Origin of the sequence: Ewingella americana (genome assembly GCF_006438725.1) — a bacterium.
Lineage (GTDB): Bacteria > Pseudomonadota > Gammaproteobacteria > Enterobacterales > Enterobacteriaceae > Ewingella > Ewingella americana_A.
In genome coordinates, this window is the sequence record NZ_RCZD01000007.1 from 40126 (window position 1) to 59343 (window position 19218).

At 52.2% G+C, this 19218-nt stretch carries 13 protein-coding genes and 3 tRNA genes; 6 read left to right on the forward strand and 10 right to left on the reverse strand.

Annotation, left to right across the window (positions count from 1 at the left end):
• Positions 1-82: 82 nt before the first annotated feature.
• The 4 genes from rlmM to EAH77_RS13885 form a co-directional block, all read right to left on the reverse strand.
• Entirely contained in the window at positions 83-1183 is a 1101-nt protein-coding gene (gene rlmM, locus EAH77_RS13870) for a 23S rRNA (cytidine(2498)-2'-O)-methyltransferase RlmM (RefSeq protein WP_140473403.1), read from the reverse strand.
• Complete coding sequence (locus EAH77_RS13875; protein ID WP_140473404.1) at positions 1176-1571, reverse strand: DUF423 domain-containing protein; 396 nt, start codon at positions 1569-1571, stop codon at positions 1176-1178. The genes rlmM and EAH77_RS13875 overlap by 8 nt, the downstream gene beginning before the upstream one ends.
• 86 nt (positions 1572-1657) lie before the next feature.
• On the reverse strand, positions 1658-2578 hold the full coding sequence (locus tag EAH77_RS13880) for a transcriptional regulator GcvA (RefSeq protein WP_140473405.1): 921 nt from the start codon (positions 2576-2578) through the stop codon (positions 1658-1660).
• Between the two features lie 468 nt (positions 2579-3046).
• On the reverse strand, positions 3047-3268 hold the full coding sequence (locus EAH77_RS13885; protein WP_140473406.1) for a YgdI/YgdR family lipoprotein: 222 nt from the start codon (positions 3266-3268) through the stop codon (positions 3047-3049).
• A gap of 192 nt (positions 3269-3460) precedes the next feature.
• On the opposite strand from EAH77_RS13885, the gene csdA reads away from it, so the two are divergent.
• A complete protein-coding gene (gene csdA / locus EAH77_RS13890; RefSeq protein ID WP_140473407.1) occupies positions 3461-4666 on the forward strand; it encodes a cysteine desulfurase CsdA in 1206 nt (401 codons plus the stop codon).
• Positions 4667-4691: 25 nt separating this feature from the next.
• Complete coding sequence (gene csdE / locus EAH77_RS13895; RefSeq protein ID WP_140473408.1) at positions 4692-5126, forward strand: cysteine desulfurase sulfur acceptor subunit CsdE; 435 nt, start codon at positions 4692-4694, stop codon at positions 5124-5126.
• Positions 5127-5139: 13 nt separating this feature from the next.
• On the opposite strand, the gene tcdA is transcribed toward csdE, so the two are convergent.
• Entirely contained in the window at positions 5140-5955 is an 816-nt protein-coding gene (gene tcdA, locus EAH77_RS13900) for a tRNA cyclic N6-threonylcarbamoyladenosine(37) synthase TcdA (RefSeq protein ID WP_140473409.1), read from the reverse strand.
• A gap of 108 nt (positions 5956-6063) precedes the next feature.
• Positions 6064-7254 carry a murein transglycosylase A gene (gene mltA / locus EAH77_RS13905; RefSeq protein ID WP_241673459.1) on the reverse strand — a complete coding sequence of 397 codons (1191 nt, stop codon included), beginning with the start codon at positions 7252-7254 and terminating at the stop codon, positions 6064-6066.
• A 222-nt stretch (positions 7255-7476) separates the two neighbouring features.
• Here mltA and EAH77_RS13910 point away from each other — a divergent pair.
• From EAH77_RS13910 to EAH77_RS13920, 3 genes are all read left to right on the forward strand, one after another.
• Positions 7477-7553: transfer RNA gene (locus EAH77_RS13910), tRNA-Met, on the forward strand.
• Between the two features lie 70 nt (positions 7554-7623).
• Positions 7624-7700, forward strand: a tRNA-Met gene (locus EAH77_RS13915).
• Positions 7701-7749: 49 nt separating this feature from the next.
• A tRNA-Met gene (locus EAH77_RS13920) sits at positions 7750-7826 on the forward strand.
• A gap of 119 nt (positions 7827-7945) precedes the next feature.
• Here EAH77_RS13920 and amiC read toward each other — a convergent pair.
• Positions 7946-9196, reverse strand: a complete 1251-nt coding sequence (gene amiC, locus EAH77_RS13925) for an N-acetylmuramoyl-L-alanine amidase AmiC (RefSeq protein ID WP_140473410.1) — start codon at positions 9194-9196, stop codon at positions 7946-7948.
• A gap of 246 nt (positions 9197-9442) precedes the next feature.
• Here amiC and argA point away from each other — a divergent pair, with 246 nt between their 5' ends.
• A complete protein-coding gene (argA, locus tag EAH77_RS13930) occupies positions 9443-10768 on the forward strand; it encodes an amino-acid N-acetyltransferase (RefSeq protein WP_140473411.1) in 1326 nt (441 codons plus the stop codon).
• Positions 10769-10850: 82 nt separating this feature from the next.
• On the opposite strand, the gene recD is transcribed toward argA, so the two are convergent.
• The 3 genes from recD to ptrA are packed head-to-tail and all read right to left on the reverse strand — an operon-like array spanning position 10851 to position 19209.
• Positions 10851-12746 (reverse strand): exodeoxyribonuclease V subunit alpha, encoded by a 1896-nt coding sequence (gene recD, locus EAH77_RS13935; protein WP_140473412.1) that lies wholly within the window; start codon positions 12744-12746, stop codon positions 10851-10853.
• On the reverse strand, positions 12743-16324 hold the full coding sequence (recB, locus tag EAH77_RS13940; RefSeq protein ID WP_140473413.1) for an exodeoxyribonuclease V subunit beta: 3582 nt from the start codon (positions 16322-16324) through the stop codon (positions 12743-12745). The genes recD and recB overlap by 4 nt, the downstream gene beginning before the upstream one ends.
• Positions 16324-19209, reverse strand: a complete 2886-nt coding sequence (gene ptrA / locus EAH77_RS13945; RefSeq protein WP_140473414.1) for a pitrilysin — start codon at positions 19207-19209, stop codon at positions 16324-16326. Before ptrA ends, recB begins: the two co-directional genes overlap by 1 nt.
• Positions 19210-19218 lie beyond the last annotated feature (9 nt).

Consider the following 19218-nt stretch of genomic DNA (forward strand, 5'->3'; position numbering starts at 1 on the left):
AGTGAGCAATAAAAAACGCCGGGCTTTTACAGCACCGGCGTTTTTATTTTTACCTGAAGGGAACAGTCAGGTAACGGCGCTATTAACGCTCGTCGCGACGCCCACCCACGGTGGCCCAGAAGCGGCGAATGTGAACGGTCACTTCTTCACGGTCGTGATAGAGCTGCTTGGCAAAGATCTCAGCGTGAATGTTGTTTTCATCCAGTCGCTCTTTGAGGCGTTCGAGAATATTGGTGACTTCCTCATAACGCTTCTTCATTGGCAGTTTCAGGTTGAAAATAGTTTCGCGGCACCAACCATTAACCAGCCAGTCACACATCAATGCGGCCACTTTCGCCGGTTTCTCCACGATGTCACACACCAACCAATAGTTTTTGGTGCTGGTTGATTTGTATCTAAAAGCATCTTCGCGCAAATGGATCACCTGCCCGGTGTTCATCAGGCTGGGCGCCATCGGGCCGTTATCAATCGCGGTGACCATCATGCTGCGCTGCACCAACTGATAGGTCCAACCGCCCGGGCAAGCGCCGAGATCTACCGCATACATACCACTTGCCAGACGCTCTTCCCACTCATCGGCAGGAATAAACACGTGGAACGCTTCTTCCAGTTTCAGCGTCGAACGGCTTGGCGCCTCCGACGGGAACTTAAGACGCGGGATGCCCATATAGAACTTCGAATTATTATTACTGTATGAATAGCCCACATAGCAGCAACCCGACGCGATAAAGAACACATGCACCACCGGGCGCAGCGGGTTTTCACGCTTGCCGAGAATTCGCTGTTCGCGCATGGCGGAACGCAAGGGAACCGTCAGCTTACGACAGAACTTGGTCAGCTCTTTGCTTTCGTTGGTGTCAGGCATTTCGACACGCAGCTCGCCGCCGTTGGTGATCACGCCATGCAGCATGCCAACAATGGGTGAAACGCGGTCTTCGGGGGGCAAATCTTTCAGTAATTCGCCGACCACGATCAGCTGACGGGCAAAAATCAGTTCGCGGAAAGGTATCTCTTTCGCCAAACGGTCAGCGTCTTCCGGCTGGTAGCATTCAAACAGTACATAGCCACTGTCTTCTTTAACGCGGGCAAAACCGAAGATTTCCATCTTGGCGGCTTTGGCCGTAATTTCTGCGGCGCACTCTTTTTCAAAACCTGAGCGGCAATAGAGAGCAACTTTATTCATGGCGTTCTGCCTTTTTGTTCAGACGCAAAGCGCCAGTCAACATCAATATCCAACCGATCAGGAAGAGGGTTCCCCCCATCGGGGTGACAAATACAAATAATCTAAGGTGCGACAGCGCCAGACAGTAAAGACTGCCGCTAAACAACACGATACCCAGTGCCAGACAAGCACTGCTCCAGTAAAACCACACATTGCGCTGACGTTGCATTGCTACGCCGAGCGCCAGAATAGCCAGTGTATGGACACTCTGGTAAGTTAAACCGGTTTGGATCCAGGCCATTTCAGCCTCACCCAGTGAATTCTTCAGTACATGAGCGCCGAATGCGCCAAATGCAACATAGATAAAGCCGCTAATGGCGGCGAAGATCAACATTGAACGACTGGTCATGGTGCACTACCTATTATCGTTGTTGATTGATGAACCACCCGCAAACAGCAGCTCAACAATATCATCTACGGGAGGCTCTATCAGGCTCAAGCCTGATCATAACGAAAGCGTAATTTATCCTGCTCGCTGGCTGCACGAGCGAGGATCCACTGACGAAAGGCGGCTATTTTACCCAGTTCTGCCTGACTGTCATGACAAACCAGATAAAAAGCATTTTTACTGATTAATACTTCGTTGAACGGGCAGACTAACCGCCCCGCTTCAATTTCAGTTTGCGCCATCACATTATTGGCCAACGCAACACCCTGACCATGAACGGCAGCCTGAACCACCATCGCACTGTGGCTAAAAATCGGCCCTTGTTGCACGTTGATATGTTGCAAACCCAATTGCTTGGTGTAAGCCAGCCAGTCGCGGCGGGACGCATCATGCAATAACGTATGGTTAGCTAAATCATCGGGAATTTTTAGCGGCTTATCACCCATCAGCAACGAGGGGGAACAAACCGGTAATAGATATTCGGCATATAAACGCTCCGCGCGCAGACCGGGCCAGTTGCCACGGCCATGGAAAATCGCGACATCAACGTCATCTGCCAGCTTATCTTCTTCGCGGTCTACCGCCTGAATTCGCACATCGATCCCCGGATAAGCTGAGTTAAAGCCAGAGAGTCTCGGTACCAGCCACTGAATAGCAAAGCTTGGGGGTAAACTGACGGTCAGCGCGCCTTTCGCACTTCGCGCCTGAAGCTTACGCGTTGCTTCATTTAGCGAAGAAAATATCTCTTTGATATCCAGATAATAACTCTGACCCTCTTCAGTCAGTAACAAAGATCGGTTACGCCGACGGAATAACTTCAGCCCTAAAAAGTCCTCAAGTGACTTAATCTGGTGGCTTACTGCGGCTTGCGTGACAAAAAGTTCCTCTGCCGCTTTAGTAAAACTAAGGTGGCGCGCTGCGGCGTCGAAAACGCGCAGGGAATTAAGAGGCGGTAAACGTTTTGACATGGAATGGATACTTCTCATTCGCCGGCGAGCAAAGTGCTTAGCCGTGGGTTTTACTATTAGTTTTTTTAATCCGAGACATTATAAATTGTCCGTTGAGGATGTACAGGCAAAAACCTATAGTGGCGCCACTTCCTGGGCCGGAACGAAAAGTAGTTTGGTATGAGGATGCTGAAATGCTTTTGGCTTGTGGTTGTGATGTTGTGTTTGCAAATTGTCTGGCAATCTGGACACGTAGCTTGAATGCTGCAAATTTTTCACTTCCTGTACATTACCCTGTCTGTCCAAAGTGATTTTTTAGCACCGCAATTTGCGGTGCTTTTTTTTGCCTGTCACATTTTTGCCTGAGATCGCGAAGACAAACAACTCACCAGCGGCCAAATTGTGACAAAACCGGCCCATCGCGAGAGGGCCGGTTTTGTGGCAACAAGTAAAGAGCGCTTTCCGCCTGGGAAAGTCACCGCTTAAGGATTAGTTACCTTTAGCCATCTCTTTCACTTCAGACTTATTGATCTGCTGTTTGTTGCCATACGCATCGGTATAACTGATCATACCGGTATCACTGTCTGTACTTGGCTTCCCTTCGGCAACGATCGTGCGACCATCATTGGTATGCATTACGTAGTTGCTTGAACACGCAGCGAGAGTACAGGTCAGTAGTACAACTGAAACTACGGCGGCGATCTTCTTCATTATAGACTCCTTGTAGATTAATATGCTTTTAATGGCAGTGAATACATCTGCCTAATTCTTCTGCCCTTCGTAATTCAGCATAACAAGCTTCTGATATATTTCCATGGTAACCATTCCTAAAATGAATATATCTGGGCTGCAGATAGGGAAAAACTTCATGCCAGGCGGCTTACTCACGAGAATTGAACGCGTATGACTGACTTTGATTTTGCCAAATTTCGTTTGCAATTTCCGGCACTTACTCACGGGCAATGTTACCTGGACAGCGCGGCAACGGCCCTTAAGCCGAAAAAAGTGATTGATGCAACCCTGGAGTTTTATTCGCAGGAAGGTGCCACCGTTCATCGCAGCCAGCATCGCGCAGCGCAATCTTTGACCCAAAAATACGAACAGGCGCGTTTGCGTGCAGCCAGATGGATCAACGCCCCGATAGCGGAGAATATTATCTGGACCCGTGGCACCACCGAGTCGATTAATCTTGTCGCGCAAAATTACCTGGCACCACGCCTGCAACCGGGCGATGAAATCATCGTCAGCCAGGCTGAGCATCATGCCAACCTGATCCCCTGGCTGATGTTGGCGCAACGCTGTCAGGCGAAAGTCATCACCCTGCCACTCGACGAAAAATTCTTACCAGACCTCAGCCGGTTACCCGCGTTACTGAATAAGAGCACGCGAATGCTGGCACTCGGGCAGATGTCCAACGTGACCGGTGGTATGCCAGACTTATCGCGTGCTATTGCGCTGGCACATGCCAACGGCACGCCCGTATTGGTGGATGGCGCACAGGGCGTGGTCCACTGCCCGGCTGATGTTCAGGCACTGGATATCGATTTTTACGCCTTTTCCGCCCATAAACTTTATGGCCCGACCGGTATCGGCGTGCTGTATGGCAAAACGACATTGCTTGACGCTATGCCAGCCTGGCACGGCGGCGGGAAAATGCTGACACACGCCTCAATGCACGGTTTCACCCCGCAGACAGTGCCGCATCGTTTTGAAGCGGGGACGCCGAATATCGCCGGGGTACTTGGGTTTGATGCCGCTCTTGGCTGGCTGGAAAGTATTGATACGGCGGCAGGCGAAAGATACGCTCAGCATCTGGCGACGCTGGCTGAACAGCAACTGGCACAACTGCCAGGTTTTCGCAGTTTCCGCTGGCAGAGCGCCTCAATACTGGCGTTTGATATCGCAGGCGTGCACCACAATGATATCGTGACGTTACTCGCCGAGCAGGGCATCGCCTTACGTGCCGGTCAGCATTGCGCACAACCCCTGATGGAAGCCATGGGGGTCAGCGGTACACTTCGTGCTTCCTTCGCCCCCTATAACACGACAGATGATGTCGATCGTCTGGTAAAAGCAGTGAAGTATGCACTGGAACTGCTGGCCGATTAACGTCCTTTAAAAACAGAGAAATTGTATGTTAGCGCCCCACCCTTTTGGACATGACATTACCGAACAGTCGCTGGTTGAACGCTTTTCCGGCTTACGCCAATGGGAAGACCGCTACCGTCAGTTGATCCTGCTGGCAAAGAACGTACCCGCGCTGGATGACAGTTTAAAAACACCGCAAACCGAGCTGTCAGGCTGCGAGAATCGGGTGTGGCTCGGGGCCGAACGGTTAGATAATGGCGCCATGCATTTCTATGGCGACAGCGAAGGCCGTATTGTAAAAGGTCTGCTGGCGGTAGTGCTGACGAAAGTGGAAGGCAAAACGCCGCAGGCGATACTCGAAGAGGACCCTCTGGCGCTGTTTGATACGTTGGGCCTGCGTGAACAGCTGAGTACCAGCCGTGCCAGCGGATTGACAGCCCTGGCAGAAGGCGTGCTGCAACTGGCACGCCGTGCACTATAGTACAGTGTGAATGTCAGGCAGCGGCTTGCTGGCGCTGTGCCTTGGCCATCATCTTTTTCAACACGTGCGATACCGCGACAAAACCGAAAGTGGCAGTCACCATGGTCGCCGCACCAAACCCCGTTGCGCAGTCCATGCGTTTTGGCCCTTCAGCCGTGGCACGTGACGCACACACTGAGCCGTCGGCCTGCGGATACATCAGCGGTTCGCTGGAAAAAACGCAATCAATCCCCAACTTCCCTTTGCTGTTCCTCACCACGCCGAAATCATTTTTCAGGCGCTCACGTAATTTTGCCGCCAGCGGATCCTGAATGGTCTTCGCCAAATCCACCACCGCTATTTGTGTCGGGTCGATCTGCCCACCGGCACCGCCCGTAGTGACAACCGGGATCTTGTAGCGACGGCAATACGCCAGCAACGCCGCTTTTGGCCGCACGCTGTCGATGGCATCAATCACATAGCTAAAATTGTGATTAAGCATTTCGGCCACGTTATCCGGGGTAATAAAATCGTCGATACAAGTGACTTTGCACTCCGGGTTAATCGCCAGAATGCGCTGCGCCATGACCTCTGTTTTTGCCTGCCCGACGTTTTCACGCAGCGCATGGATTTGACGGTTGGTGTTCGTTACGCAGACATCATCCATATCTATCAGCGTGATAGCGCCAATACCGGTGCGCGCCAGTGCCTCGGCTGCCCACGATCCCACGCCACCGATGCCGATAACACAGACATGTGCCTGCGAGAACAGCGTCAGCGCCTGCTGACCATAAAGGCGCGCGGTGCCGCCAAAACGCTGTTGATAGGCATCGGAGTAAACTGCTGTCATGACGGATTAACCTCTGTACTTGCTATGAAATTCAACGTGATACTGACTTTTTGCAAAAACAAAGCAGCCCACAGGCTGCCTTGAGTAAAGCATTTTACCGCAACCGGGCTATTTCAACAGGAAAGATCCGTTGTTGCTGGTTACTGGTGCGGGCGCCAGCGCAGAGGGTGTCGCGCCAGAAGACGTACCGGCCGCTGCATTGTAAGCAGTGAACAGCGGTTTACCATTTTGCGCTGATTTTAACACCCAAACGCGTCCATAGTGATTGTAATAACCGGCCGCATGCCCGGCGTCAGGGCCAATCCCCTGATACATATCAAAATGTTGGCCTTTAATCGCACCACCAACATCCAGCGCAACCATCAGACGCATATGGTATTTTCCGGTGAACTTACCTTTATTATCCAGTTCCGGCACTTCCGCCAGCAGCGTGGTTCCCGCCGGAATAAGTGAACGGTCAGACGCCACTGAGGCTTTAGCAATCAGCGGTACGCCACTCGCGCCACGAACTGGCGCAAAAGGCACAGGTTTGAAGAAAACAAATGAAGGATTTTGTTCCAGCAACTCCTGTACTTCGGCGGCGCTGTGCGTATCAGCCCACTGGCGAATCGCCTGCATGGACATATTTTCACGCGCCACTTCACCCCGGTCGATCAGCACTTTACCAATACTGCGATAAGCGTGACCGTTTTTACCGGCATAGCCGAAGAACATCAGCGGACGGCCGTCGCCATAATCCACATAACCGCTGCCCTGCACTTCCATCATGAAGTTATCCATCAGGGAGTTGGTCCAGGCCACCACATAGTTGTCGCTCAGCGCACCGGAATAGATAGAAGCACGATCCGGCAAACGCCCGCGTTTTGGCGGCATACGGTATAACGGATACTGGAATTCGCCCTGACGGGTATAACGTGCCTGTAATACCGGCGTGTAGTAACCGGTAAATTGCACGTTGCCGAAGTTGTCGGCACCTTCCATCTGGTATGCACTGATGCCGTACTGGCTCAGAGTGCGGGTGTCAGCGCCGGAGCGTATCCACTGCTCCACCGCCTGAAAAGTGGTGTTGTTTTTGCCATACAGGGACGACGACGCATATTGCACCTCCATCACCTGATTGGCGTAATCTTTCGCATTCACCGGTTTGCCGGTGGCGTTCGGCTCATTGACGTACTCAAGCGCATTGTCCAGTCGACCATCTTTATACTGCTGACCGCGATCGGTAGGTCTTGACGAACAACCCGCCAATACTGCGATGACCAGACCACTCAGCAGATACTTACTCCAACGTCCTTTCATTATTGCCGCGCTCTCTTGCTTTCGGGGGGGGACTACCGCCAAAACGATAACAAACGGGCTATCAGAAAGGAATTGGCATCAAAGAAAATAATGGATTCCGTCAAAGCCGTCGAAAAAAACAGCATACTGTATGAAAAGCAAGTAACCGGGTGGTTTATCACATTAATTTCGAAAAAAGGGTTGCACGAATTCTCACGCAGCGTATAGTTCGCCCTCATCGGACGCGGGGTGGAGCAGCCTGGTAGCTCGTCGGGCTCATAACCCGAAGGTCGTCGGTTCAAATCCGGCCCCCGCAACCAACTCGATGCTGATATAAAAGCGCGATTGGAATGAAAGACTTACCGATGAAAGCAGTACTGTAGTGACGGACGCGGGGTGGAGCAGCCTGGTAGCTCGTCGGGCTCATAACCCGAAGGTCGTCGGTTCAAATCCGGCCCCCGCAACCAATACAGTATGGATGGGTAGTAAAGCATTAGAATACATTGTAGTGACGGACGCGGGGTGGAGCAGCCTGGTAGCTCGTCGGGCTCATAACCCGAAGGTCGTCGGTTCAAATCCGGCCCCCGCAACCAACTACACATAAGCAGTAAAAGAACATCAGACACCTTAACGGGTGTTTTTTTGTTTCTGGCATCTGATCAATTTGATACATCGGCCACCTGTGCCTCACGGAGGCGGATCTTCATGCACGTCATCCCTTTGCTGACATCCCGCCTTCGGCGAAATATGCCTTAATCCCTGCCAGTATCGACTCTGCCACTTTCTGTTGAAAGTGACTGGTTTTCAATTTGCGTTCCTCTTCCACATTACTGATAAACGCCGTTTCCACCAGAATTGATGGAATGTCTGGCGCTTTCAATACTGCAAACCCCGCCTGATCAACGTTGTTCTTATGCAGATGATTTATCTTGCCCATGCGCGACAGCACTTCTTTGCCAAATTTCAGGCTGTCATTGATGGTGGCGGTCTGTACCAAATCAAACAAGGTGTGGTCGAGATAGCGGTCACCACTTTTAGCGACGCCGCCAATTTGATCGGACTCATTTTGAGTTTGTGCCAGAAAACGCGCCGCCGTGCTGGTCGCCCCTTTGGTCGACAATGCAAACACGGACGATCCCCGCGCAGCGCGGCTGGTAAAGGCATCGGCATGAATTGAAATGAACAGGTCTGCATGCAGTTTACGCGCTTTCGCCACCCGCACTTTCAATGGAATAAATACGTCCTCGTTGCGGGTCATATACACTTTCATATTTGGCTGACGCTGAATAAGCTTCTGCAACTTACGGGCAATTTGCAGCACGATATCTTTTTCGCGGGTTTTATATTTTCCTATAGCTCCCGGGTCTTCACCTCCATGTCCAGGATCGAGCATGATCACCAGCGGCCTTTCGCGTCCAGCCTTGCCATCTTTTGCCGTCTCCGGCGGCAACGTGCGCGCAACATCGCCCTTATTGTAATCTTCCAGCAATGCCAGTAACGGATCATCATCCGTACTCACCGCCCCTTCCACCGGATAGAGATCGACCACCAGCCGGTTGTGGATCCCAGCGACCGGTTTGAGGGTGAATACATGCGGATTAATCGGCTGTTTGAGCTCCATCACCAGACGAACGGTTTTCTGGTCAAACTGCCCAACCCGCGCCTGTTTAATGAAAGGATCGCTCTGCTGGATCTGCTGACCCAACCCTTTGAGCACACTATTAAGGTGGACGCCCTCGATGTCGATCACCACACGGTGTGGGTTCGTCAGCAGGAATTGTTTATATTTCAGAGGTGTGCTGGATTCCAACGTAAGGCGGGTATAGGTAGAAGCAGGCCAAACACGAACAGCCACCACCTGAGCGCTGGCGGCAAAACCGACCCGGCTGACGCTTAACATCCAGGAAGCGGCTACGCTTTGTAACAGCCGTCTTCGGCCAAAATTGTGATTTTCGTCAGTCATGCAGTCTCAAAAAATAAAGGCTCATACCAGAGCGTAAAAATAAAAAAATAGCCCTTAGCGGGCTCAAGCTGAAAATTCTAACCAATCAATTCCCGCCTGTCATTCTTAAACCAGCCAGTGATTTTTTAGGTTGTTGAAGGTTTGTGAAGGAGAAGAGAACAAAAACAGAGATTTCTTACTTGCTACATCGGCATAAAAGAATAAAAATACAGAAATTACGAATAAAAATTCAAATGAGGTTTTGCCGTGAAGGAACGTAGTACTGAGCTGGTCCAGGGATTTCGACACACTGTTCCCTATATCAATGCGCACCGTGGCAAAACTTTTGTGGTGATGCTCGGGGGTGAAGCCATTGAACACGAGAACTTCACGAATATCGTCAATGATATCGGCCTGCTGCACAGTCTGGGGATCCGTCTGGTGGTGGTTTATGGTGCCCGCCCGCAAATCGATGAAAACCTTGCGGAGCATAATTATGAGCCGATTTATCATAAAAACACCCGCGTTACGGATGCACGCACCCTTGAACTGGTGAAGCAGGCTGCCGGTTTATTACAGCTCGATATCACCGCCCGCCTGTCGATGAGTCTGAATAATACGCCACTTCAGGGCGCACATATCAACGTGGTCAGCGGCAACTTTATCATTGCGCAGCCGCTGGGTGTGGATGACGGTATTGATTATTGCCACACGGGCCGGATCCGTCGTATTGATGAAGAAGCCATTCACCGTCAGCTCGACAGCAACGCTATCGTGCTGTTAGGCCCGGTCGCGGTTTCCGTCACCGGCGAGAGTTTCAATCTCACCTCCGAGGAGGTGGCCACGCAACTGGCGATTAAACTCAAAGCCGAAAAAATGATCGGTTTCTGTTCGTCTCAGGGAGTGATTGATGAAGAAGATAAAATCATCTCCGAACTGTTTCCGAACGATGCCCAGGCGAGAATCGACACGATGGAAGCCCGTGGTGACTATCAGTCCGGCACCGTACGTTTCCTGCGCGGCGCAGTAAAAGCCTGCCGCAGCGGCGTGCGTCGCAGCCACTTAATCAGTTATCAGGAAGATGGCGCACTGGTCCAGGAACTGTTTTCCCGTGACGGCATCGGCACACAAATTGTGATGGAGAGCGCTGAACAAGTCCGTCGCGCCACCATCAATGATATCGGCGGCATACTCGAGCTTATTCGCCCTCTAGAACAACAAGGTATTTTAGTTCGCCGCTCCCGCGAGCAGTTGGAAATGGAAATCGATAAATTCACGATTATTGAACGCGATAATCTGACCATCGCCTGCGCCGCGCTTTATCCGTTCCCGGAAGAGCGCATTGGCGAAATGGCCTGCGTGGCGGTTCACCCTGATTATCGCAGTTCATCGCGTGGTGAAATGCTGCTTACACGTGTCGCCAGCCAAGCCAAACTGATGGGTTTAGATCGCCTGTTTGTGCTGACCACCCGGAGCATTCACTGGTTCCAGGAACGTGGTTTTAAACCTGCTGACGTTGACGTGCTGCCCATTCAGAAACAGGAAATGTATAACTATCAGCGCCGCTCCAAGATCCTGCTGATCGACCTCTGAACCGCGTTGCGTTAAACAATTACGGGATGCCTTCATTTCAACTCAAGGCGTCCCGTTTTTATTGTGCCAGCATGCCAGATAATTATTGCTGGCCACTTAGCCTGTGCGCCAGTCCACTTCGCCGCTGGGTTCGAGTGCGGGTGGCAATACTGAAGACTTTCTCACTGGCATACAGCGAGAGCTTGGTCTTAGCACGGGTGATGGCGGTGTAAACAAGTTCGCGGGTCAGCACGGGGAGGAAGTGGTTAGGTAACACCAACAACGTGTGCTCGAACTCGGAACCCTGAGATTTATGCACGGTCATGGCATAGGCCGTTTCATGCGCAGGTAAGCGGCTTGGCTGTACCGATTTCACTTCCCCACCGGGTAGCAGGAACCAGACTCTCAGCTCGCCCTGCCCATCTGGCAAAGCAATACCAATATCGCCATTGAACAGCCCCAACGCGCTGTCGTTGCGGCTGATCATCACCGGACGTCCGGCGTACCATTTACCCGCCAGCACTGCCGGTCGACGAATCAACCCTCTGCGGTTGAGCAATTGTTCGATACGCTCATTGAGCCCCTTCACGCCAAATGGCCCTTCACGCAAAGCACAGAGCACCTGAAAACGACCAAATGCCAGCAGAATACTGTCGGCTGAATCCCCCTTCGCCACGCCCTGTAAATAGAGTTTATATCCGCTGACGCAGGCATCGAGTAGGGGCTGAAAATCCTCGCTTTCATTGAGCGGATAGCCTGTCACATCGGGCAAACCTTCGCCAAGAATGCGCACCGCTGCGGCGCTGTCCCCTGCATTGACTGCGGTGGACAGCAGTCCTATCCCAGAACCTGAGTCAAAACGATAACTGTGCCGTAGCAAACACAGGCTATCCCGCACACTGGCGGGGTGAGCCGTTTGCGTAGGCTCGAGCAGATAACCCGTCAGATAACTAAGTTGCTTCGCCCGTTCAGCGCTGTAACCTTGTTCTGCAAAGCGACAGATATCCCCCAACACCGCGCCGGCTTCCACGGATGCAAGCTGATCGCGATCGCCGAGAAAAATCACCCGCGCCTGCTCTGGCAGAGCTTCGATCAACCGGGCCATCATGGGTAAATCAACCATTGAGGCTTCATCGACCACCAGCACATCAAGATGCAAAGGGTTACCACGGTGATAACGCATACGCTGACTGCCGGGTTGAGCGCCCAACAAGCGGTGAAGCGTCGAAGCTTCATCAGGGAAGAGGTCACGCTGTGCTGCATTGAGTGGTAATTTCAGGATCGCCTGACCCAGGGAGTCCGTTAAACGCGCCGCGGCCTTACCCGTCGGTGCCGCCAGTTGGATTCGCAGTTTTTGTTCGGGATAAAGCTGAATCAGCGCCGCAAGCAGCCTGGCGACAGTGGTCGTTTTCCCGGTTCCTGGCCCCCCGGATATAATCGAAATGCGCCGGGTCGCGGCCACGGCTGCCGCCACTTTCTGCCAGTCAATATCACTGTCGGGTTCAGCATCGCCAAACAACGTATTTAGAATGGTCTGCAACCTGACTTCATCAACAACCAGAGGTGCGTTTCGTACTGCACCTTCAGCCTTGAAGAAGGCTGCCACCTCACCTTCACTCTGCCACATGCGCTGTAAATACAGGCGATCATCCTGAAGCACCAGCGGCGCAGGATGTGAGCCATCACTGACGGAAGGATGTTGGCTCAGAAGAGCCAGCCACTGCTCCCTATCTGGCTCTCCGGCGGCTTGCCAGAAGGCGCTGGCCAGTGCAGGGAAACGGCCATCAAATAGCGCGTCAGGCCGAAGTTGCTCAAGGTGAAGACAGACGTGGCCGCTCCCAGCTTCGGCGCTCAGGCAGGCAGCAGCAAGCATCAGTGCCGCCTGATCGCTGCTCGAACCACTCCACGCAGCATCCCCCCCGGCAATCATGCGGGCGAATTGAACATCCAGTGATCTCAGCGCACCTGAGTTCTGCGCTTGTTCATATAGTCGGTTCATAGAGTGCCTTCCGCAGGCGGTGAATCAGTCAGCATCGGTTCATCCGCAACCATTTCGCCTTTGAATAAGCGGTCAAGAGATCTAACGAACGCCTCTGACGGCCTGCAGCGGAAAACACCGTTGCCGGGATGCCCGATATCTACACCTCGCAGGAAGAGGTAAATAATGCCGCCAAAATGCTGCTGGTAGTCATAGCCCGCCACGCGATGGCGTAAATAGCGGTGCAGCGCCAGCGTGTAGAGCTGGTATTGCAGGTCATAGCGATGTTCGGCCATGGCGTTTTGCATAGCAGATTCCGTATAGGCACTGCTGTCTTCGCCCAGCCAGTTGGATTTATAATCGAGCAGGTAATAGCGCCCGTCCCAGTAAAAGACCAGATCGATAAACCCTTTCAGCATGCCCTTTACCTGCTGAAAATCGAGCGGCGGGCAGAGTGCGGACAAGCTGTCGTAACGCTTCACGACGGCGTCGAGTTGAGGTGCATGTAACAGTCCATCAATAGGCAGGTAAAACTGAAGTTCTGACTGCAATTTCTCACTTTCAAGGGCACTCAGGGTAAGCGAGGGTTCTCCCAGCGGCGTATGTAAAATGACATCGATCCACGTTTTCAGCACTGGCAGCCAGGCCGGCTCAAGCCCTTGTGTGGTCAATTTCATGAGCAACCACTCGTCATCCACCGGCTGGTCAAAAGCGATCTCTTCAAAGATGCTGTGCAAAAAAGTGCCGGGCGAAGCGCCTCGCGGGAAAGTATGCGCATTCATCTGCTGCTCTTGTGCGGGTTGCTGCTCACCCGCAGCCTCTACGTCCAGACGTGGCAATAAATCCTGCGCCAGCGCCGTGCCGTGCTGTTGCAGCCCGGAGTAACTGGTAACCCGCCAATTATCCTGAATTTTTCGCTCAACCACCCGCGCAGATAGCAATTTGCTGATATCTTCCGGCGGTGACCATGGTGTTTGTTCAGGAGAGTCAATGGCCGAAAACACCACGTCATCATTACTTAACGCCGATAAATACTGGCTAAGTCCCTGAGCATCAGCCGCCTGTGATTTTTGCACCAGGTAACCCAGTGCACTGAGATGCAAATCCGTATTACCCTGTTTTTTCCGCGTTCCCTGAATCAGCGGGCCAATCCCCACGCTACAGTGGTAAACCGAACGGGTTAGCGCGACGTACAACAGACGTAAATCTTCCGCCAGGCGCTCCTCTTCTGCCAGCGTTTGGCTCAGCTCATCACTGTTAAGGTCGAGCATGGCTGAAAATGTGTCACGATCGTGATACAAGCCTTGCTGCTGTTGGCGGAAATTACTGATAAATGGTAGCCAGACCAGCGGATATTCCAGCCCTTTCGATTTATGAATCGTCACTATCTGCACCAGATGCCGATCACTTTCCAGACGCAACTGCTGACTCTGCGATTGCCGGTCAGGGGCGGAGATCTGCTGGGCTATCCACCGCACCAGTGCGTGCTCACTATCAAGCTGAGCCGCTGCCTCCTGCAATAATTCGCCCAGATGCAGTAAATCGGTCAGACGCCGCTCGCCGCCGCTCGCCGCCAGTAAATTCTCCGCTAAATGCCGCTGGCTGATTAACGATTTGAGCATCGGTAAAACGCCGCGCCGCATCCACCGCTGGCGATAGCCGTCAAACTCATCGACCAACGCATCCCACGCATGCTCGTCTTTACTGAGCCTGTCGAGTGTGAGTGCATCCAGCCCTATTACGCCGGTTGCCATAGCACTGCGCAGCGTGCGTTCATGTTCAGGGGCCAGTACGGCTTGCAGGATCCATAAAATGTCTTTCGCTTCTGCGGTATCAAATACGCTGTCACGATTTGAGAGATAAACCGAAGGAATATTCAGGCCGCTTAGTGCATCCCGTATTAGAGCAGCTTCAGCACGGCTACGAACCAGAACCGTGATATCTGAGGCCTGCACCGGCTGACGCCCTTTGGCATTAACCAGCCATGCCTGTTGCTGCTGGCCGGCTGTCAGCCAGTCACGAATCTGCGCAGCACACTGCCGTGCCATCAGTTGTTGGTGCTCAGTGACTCCGACACCTTCACCCTGTTGCAGCCAGAAATGCAACGCCGGTTGTTTCACGCCGGCTATGTCGAAGGCCAGTGCGGCATTTTTTTCTGCGGGCGCAACCTGAATAAACGGGATTTGTGAAAAAAGAAAAGGTGAATCTACCTGGGAAAACAGATGGTTAACGCCCTGTACCATACTGAAAGAGGAACGCCAGTTGGTGTCCATCGTATAGTGAGCGCTAACTTCTGACCTTGCACGCATGTAGGTGAAAATATCTGCCCCACGGAATGCATAAATCGCCTGCTTGGGGTCGCCAATCAGTAGCAGCCCGCACTGTGGCTGGTTAACATACAGACGCTGGAATATCCGGTATTGCTGAGGGTCAGTGTCCTGAAATTCATCAATCATAGCCAACGGGTAACGACCACGGATAGCTTGCGCCAACAACTCACCGCCTGGCTGTTGTAATGCGCCGTCAAGGCGACTGAGTAGATCGTCAAAACCCAGTTCGGCACGCTGGCGCTTCTCTTTCTGGATAGTAAACCGTATTTCACTCAGAGCACGAGCGACAATCAGGTCACGCAGCGTCAACGGCTCGGTGTAGATCGCATCAACTGCGTCGAAGACCGGATGTTCAGGCGGATTACCTTTTTTCGTTTTCTCAAACAGAACAGACTGTTTGAAGCGCTCCAGCTCTTTAGGCAGACTGTAATCTTCCGTCTCCTGTGCCGCCCATTTGCCCACAGTTTCCAGCCACGCCGGTAAGAAGCGCGAACTGTAACTGCGTTTATCTACACCAGAGTCAGCCATGATGGTCTCAAGGTCAGCTGCGGCAGCGCGCCACTGTTCCTTGATATGATCTATGCGACTAATTATTTGCTGGTGGCGGATTTCTATCGTTTCATCATCGCCCGGCGGTTGGCGCAATTGAGGCATTTCACCGTGCAAGTAAGGTGATAGGTCACTTAACAAAGCTTCTGGCCCGCTCCATTCCTGCGAAACAGCTCGCGCAATACCCAAGGGCAACGGGTAGCAGTGACGACGCCAAAAGTCAGCACAGGCCTGACGACGCAGCGGTAGTTCATCCTGAACCAGCGTTTGTTCGAACAAGATCCCAGATTCAAAAGCATTATGCGTCAGCATCCGCTGACAAAAACCGTGAATAGTGTAAATCGCGGCTTCATCCATCTGCCTTTCAGCAGCCAGCAAGGTTTGCGCGGCAAACGGTAAGTCGTCAATTTGCGCCATCAGCGCAGCCATCATCGGGTTATCACTTTGCCCACGGACACAGGCCAGCCGCAGTTCATGAATATTGCTGCGTATACGCCCGCGTAGCTCTTCGGTCGCCGCCTCGGTAAAGGTCACCACCAGAATCTCTTCAACGGTCAGGCTGCGCGGGAAAGCTGCATCTTTACCCAGGCCAAGCAACAGACGTAAATAGAGCACGGCCAGCGTAAATGTTTTCCCCGTACCCGCCGAAGCCTCAATCAATCTGGCGCCCGTTAAGGGCAGCGTGAGAGGTTCAAGTTTCTGCGGCATAATATCTGCCATTATTGACTCACCTGATGGGGGAAGGTTTTTTGCAACGCGGAAGTGCCGGTATAGGTTTTAAAACCGGCAGGCGCAGCATAGCTTGCGGTTTTACCGTCATTACCGGATACCTGAGACAGCATTGCCAACCCTTGCATTTTGATCACCCCTTTATGGAAGTAATCTGCCAGTTGGACCTGCGTCAGTCCCTGAATAACGGCGATGACTTTATCGCGTGTTTCAAAGCGGTCGTCTCCACGACTGAAGTCATTGGCGAAACGGTCGGACTCCTCATCCAGCGTTTGTGGCCGTTGTTGCATCTCGTTCATCAGCCCCTGTTTGTATTGGGCAAACTCATCATTTTTCATTTCACGTAGACGCTTCTCCGCCTGCGGATAAAACGCCAGATAACGCTGGTACAGATAGTCAGGTTGCTTGCTATTGCTTTGCAACAGGAAACCGATGCCCCACTGTTTACCAACAGGAATAGGGAAAGCAAACACCGCATATCCCAACTGCTCCTGAGTACGCAGCTGGCTGTAGAACCAAGGCTGAATTATCTGACCGAGCAGTGAGCTGTAAGCCATGCTTTGGACTTCATCATAGCCAGTCGGCACGTAAACCGCAGCCAGTGCACAATCCGTGCTGCTGCCCTGACGCTGTATATTAACCTTTTGCGGATGCCTGATTTCAATCTGGCTGCCACGCCACCACGTGGAACCGTGCGCACCGACTTTATTGACGATCGCCTCAGACATTGTTTTAACCTGAGGCGGTGACATATTGCCGATCACCATGATCTCTACAGCACCGTTATGAATGAGACTCTTACGGTAAGCATTCACCTGATCCAGCGTAATGTCTGCGACCAGTTTTTCGCGTTCTTCCCTTTCGGTATAAGGCAAGCGTGACACCAGCTGTACCGGCTGCAATGCGAGTTCGAAGGCTTTGCCTTTATCCGCAGAAGCGAGGCGTTCCAGATACCATGATTTTGCCTGGTCCAGTTGCTCCTGCGTTGGTTTGAAGTCTGGATAACTCTCCACCAGCTTGCTGAGCAATACCGGCAGGCGCTCAGTAAAACCACTAGCGCTAAACTGTAACCCCTTATCAGGAGATGTGGAGAAGCTGATCCCACCAATTGAAGCCTGATAGCTCAGTTGGTCAAATGCCACACCGGTCAGATAGTCGGTCAGCCCGTACAGCACCTGATTTTTTGCGCTGTCGAGCGCTTTAGCATTTCTAAATGACACCGTGACATTGGCTTTAGGTTCGCCAGAGAAATAGCGGCTCGGCATATAAAAGACCCGCAGACCTTTTTTCTCCACTAAAAGTTCGGGTTTTGTCGCCCCGCCATCTTTATTAACAAGCGTCAGTGAATCCGGGATGTAGGGGTTTAACTCCGGCAAAGAGAGCGAAATTTGCTGCCCTGCGGCCTTCCATTTTTCGAATTGCTCAGCCGGAATCTTGTCTACCTGATAAGGCGCATTAACAAAATAGGCTACGTTGTTATGCGGCTCTTGCGGGCTGATATACCAGTAGCGGGCATTTTGTGGCGTAAGTTCATCAAGACGCGAACGGATAGCCGCCGGATCAAACTCGTCAGTCAGATAGGGCGAATCAAGAACATGCTCAACGGGAACCCGCAGCATGGTATCCACGAGCCATTCAACATAATCCATATCGCGGGTCAGTGCTGGATAACGATAATCCAGCGCCATGACATGCGCAATTTCATCAAAATACTCTTGTTTGATGCCCTGCTGACGCATTTGCGCTAAATAACTGTAAACGGCACTAATGACGCTGTCGCGATCTGCCATCCCTTTATCCGTCAACGACACTGAGATATTAAACACACCTTTATTGCGGTCTACCATCGGGTCAGCCCCGGCATTAATGCCATCAGCCAGCCCCTTTTTTTGTAGCCAATCTGACAGCGTGTTGGGGCTACGATTGCCAATTAAATAGCTAATATAAGTGTCTGTTTTACTGCGAAATGCAGCGCTGTTATTGTCGATGGCGAACTCTATACGTAGCTGCTTGCGCGGCTGAGCGGGAACAAAATGAATGATCTCGCCTTTTTGCGCATCAGTCAGGGTCGGTACCGTAATAACAGGAACTTCAGCATTATGGTTACCGATTCGCCCAAAGGTTTCAGAAGCCATTTCAGCCAGTTCGGGCAGCGGTTTATTACTGTAAATCACCGCAACCATCAGGTTGGCAGAATAATACCGGTGATAAAACGCCGTAAGTTCGTCATGCAATTGACTGTTGGGTTTGTCTTTGAGGGTATCGAGATTACCGCCCGAGAAGCGCGCACCTGGGTGTTTCGGGTTAAGGGTTTCTGCCCGAACCTGTGCCATACGCATACCGTCACGTGAACGCGCCATGGTCAGCTCGGCGTTAACCGCATTACGTTCACGCTCGGCATTAGTGGGGTCAAGAAGAGGTTCGGCAATAGCATCAGCAAGGCGATCAACCGCCGGTTGCAGCGCATCATTTTCAACCTCGAGATAAAACGCCGTGCGGTAGGAAGCCGTGCTACCGTTGTGGCTGCCGCCATGCTTTTTCAGAAACTCAGAAAGGCTTTCAGGCTCAGGGTACTTTTTAGACCCCATCAGCAGCATATGTTCGGTGTAATGTGCCAGCCCCAGTTGAGCATCAGGATCTTCGAGGGACCCGACAGGAATAGCCAGTGCCGCCAAAGATTTGCTCGCTTCGCTGTCTGAGACTAACAATACCGTGAGTCCGTTGACCAAGGTTATTGCCTGATACTGACGCGGGTCGTTCTGACTCTTATTGATGGCTTGTGGATACGGCTGCCAGTTAGTTGTGCACCACACGGCGGGAACCCAAAAAACCGATAACAACAGTAACCCGCCAACACGGGTAAGCTGTTTTAACATTGCCACTCT

Excerpts from the sequence above, each read along its gene's own strand:
- rlmM (WP_140473403.1), bottom strand. The coding sequence starts at position 1,183 with ATGAATAAAGTTGCTCTCTATTGCCGCTCAGGTTTTGAAAAAGAGTGC.
- EAH77_RS13875 (WP_140473404.1), bottom strand. The coding sequence starts at position 1,571 with ATGACCAGTCGTTCAATGTTGATCTTCGCCGCCATTAGCGGCTTTATC.
- EAH77_RS13880 (WP_140473405.1), bottom strand. The coding sequence starts at position 2,578 with ATGTCAAAACGTTTACCGCCTCTTAATTCCCTGCGCGTTTTCGACGCC.
- EAH77_RS13885 (WP_140473406.1), bottom strand. The coding sequence starts at position 3,268 with ATGAAGAAGATCGCCGCCGTAGTTTCAGTTGTACTACTGACCTGTACT.
- csdA (WP_140473407.1), top strand. The coding sequence starts at position 3,461 with ATGACTGACTTTGATTTTGCCAAATTTCGTTTGCAATTTCCGGCACTT.
- csdE (WP_140473408.1), top strand. The coding sequence starts at position 4,692 with ATGTTAGCGCCCCACCCTTTTGGACATGACATTACCGAACAGTCGCTG.
- tcdA (WP_140473409.1), bottom strand. The coding sequence starts at position 5,955 with ATGACAGCAGTTTACTCCGATGCCTATCAACAGCGTTTTGGCGGCACC.
- mltA (WP_241673459.1), bottom strand. The coding sequence starts at position 7,254 with ATGAAAGGACGTTGGAGTAAGTATCTGCTGAGTGGTCTGGTCATCGCA.
- amiC (WP_140473410.1), bottom strand. The coding sequence starts at position 9,196 with ATGACTGACGAAAATCACAATTTTGGCCGAAGACGGCTGTTACAAAGC.
- recD (WP_140473412.1), bottom strand. The coding sequence starts at position 12,746 with ATGAACCGACTATATGAACAAGCGCAGAACTCAGGTGCGCTGAGATCA.
- recB (WP_140473413.1), bottom strand. The coding sequence starts at position 16,324 with ATGGCAGATATTATGCCGCAGAAACTTGAACCTCTCACGCTGCCCTTA.
- ptrA (WP_140473414.1), bottom strand. The coding sequence starts at position 19,209 with ATGTTAAAACAGCTTACCCGTGTTGGCGGGTTACTGTTGTTATCGGTT.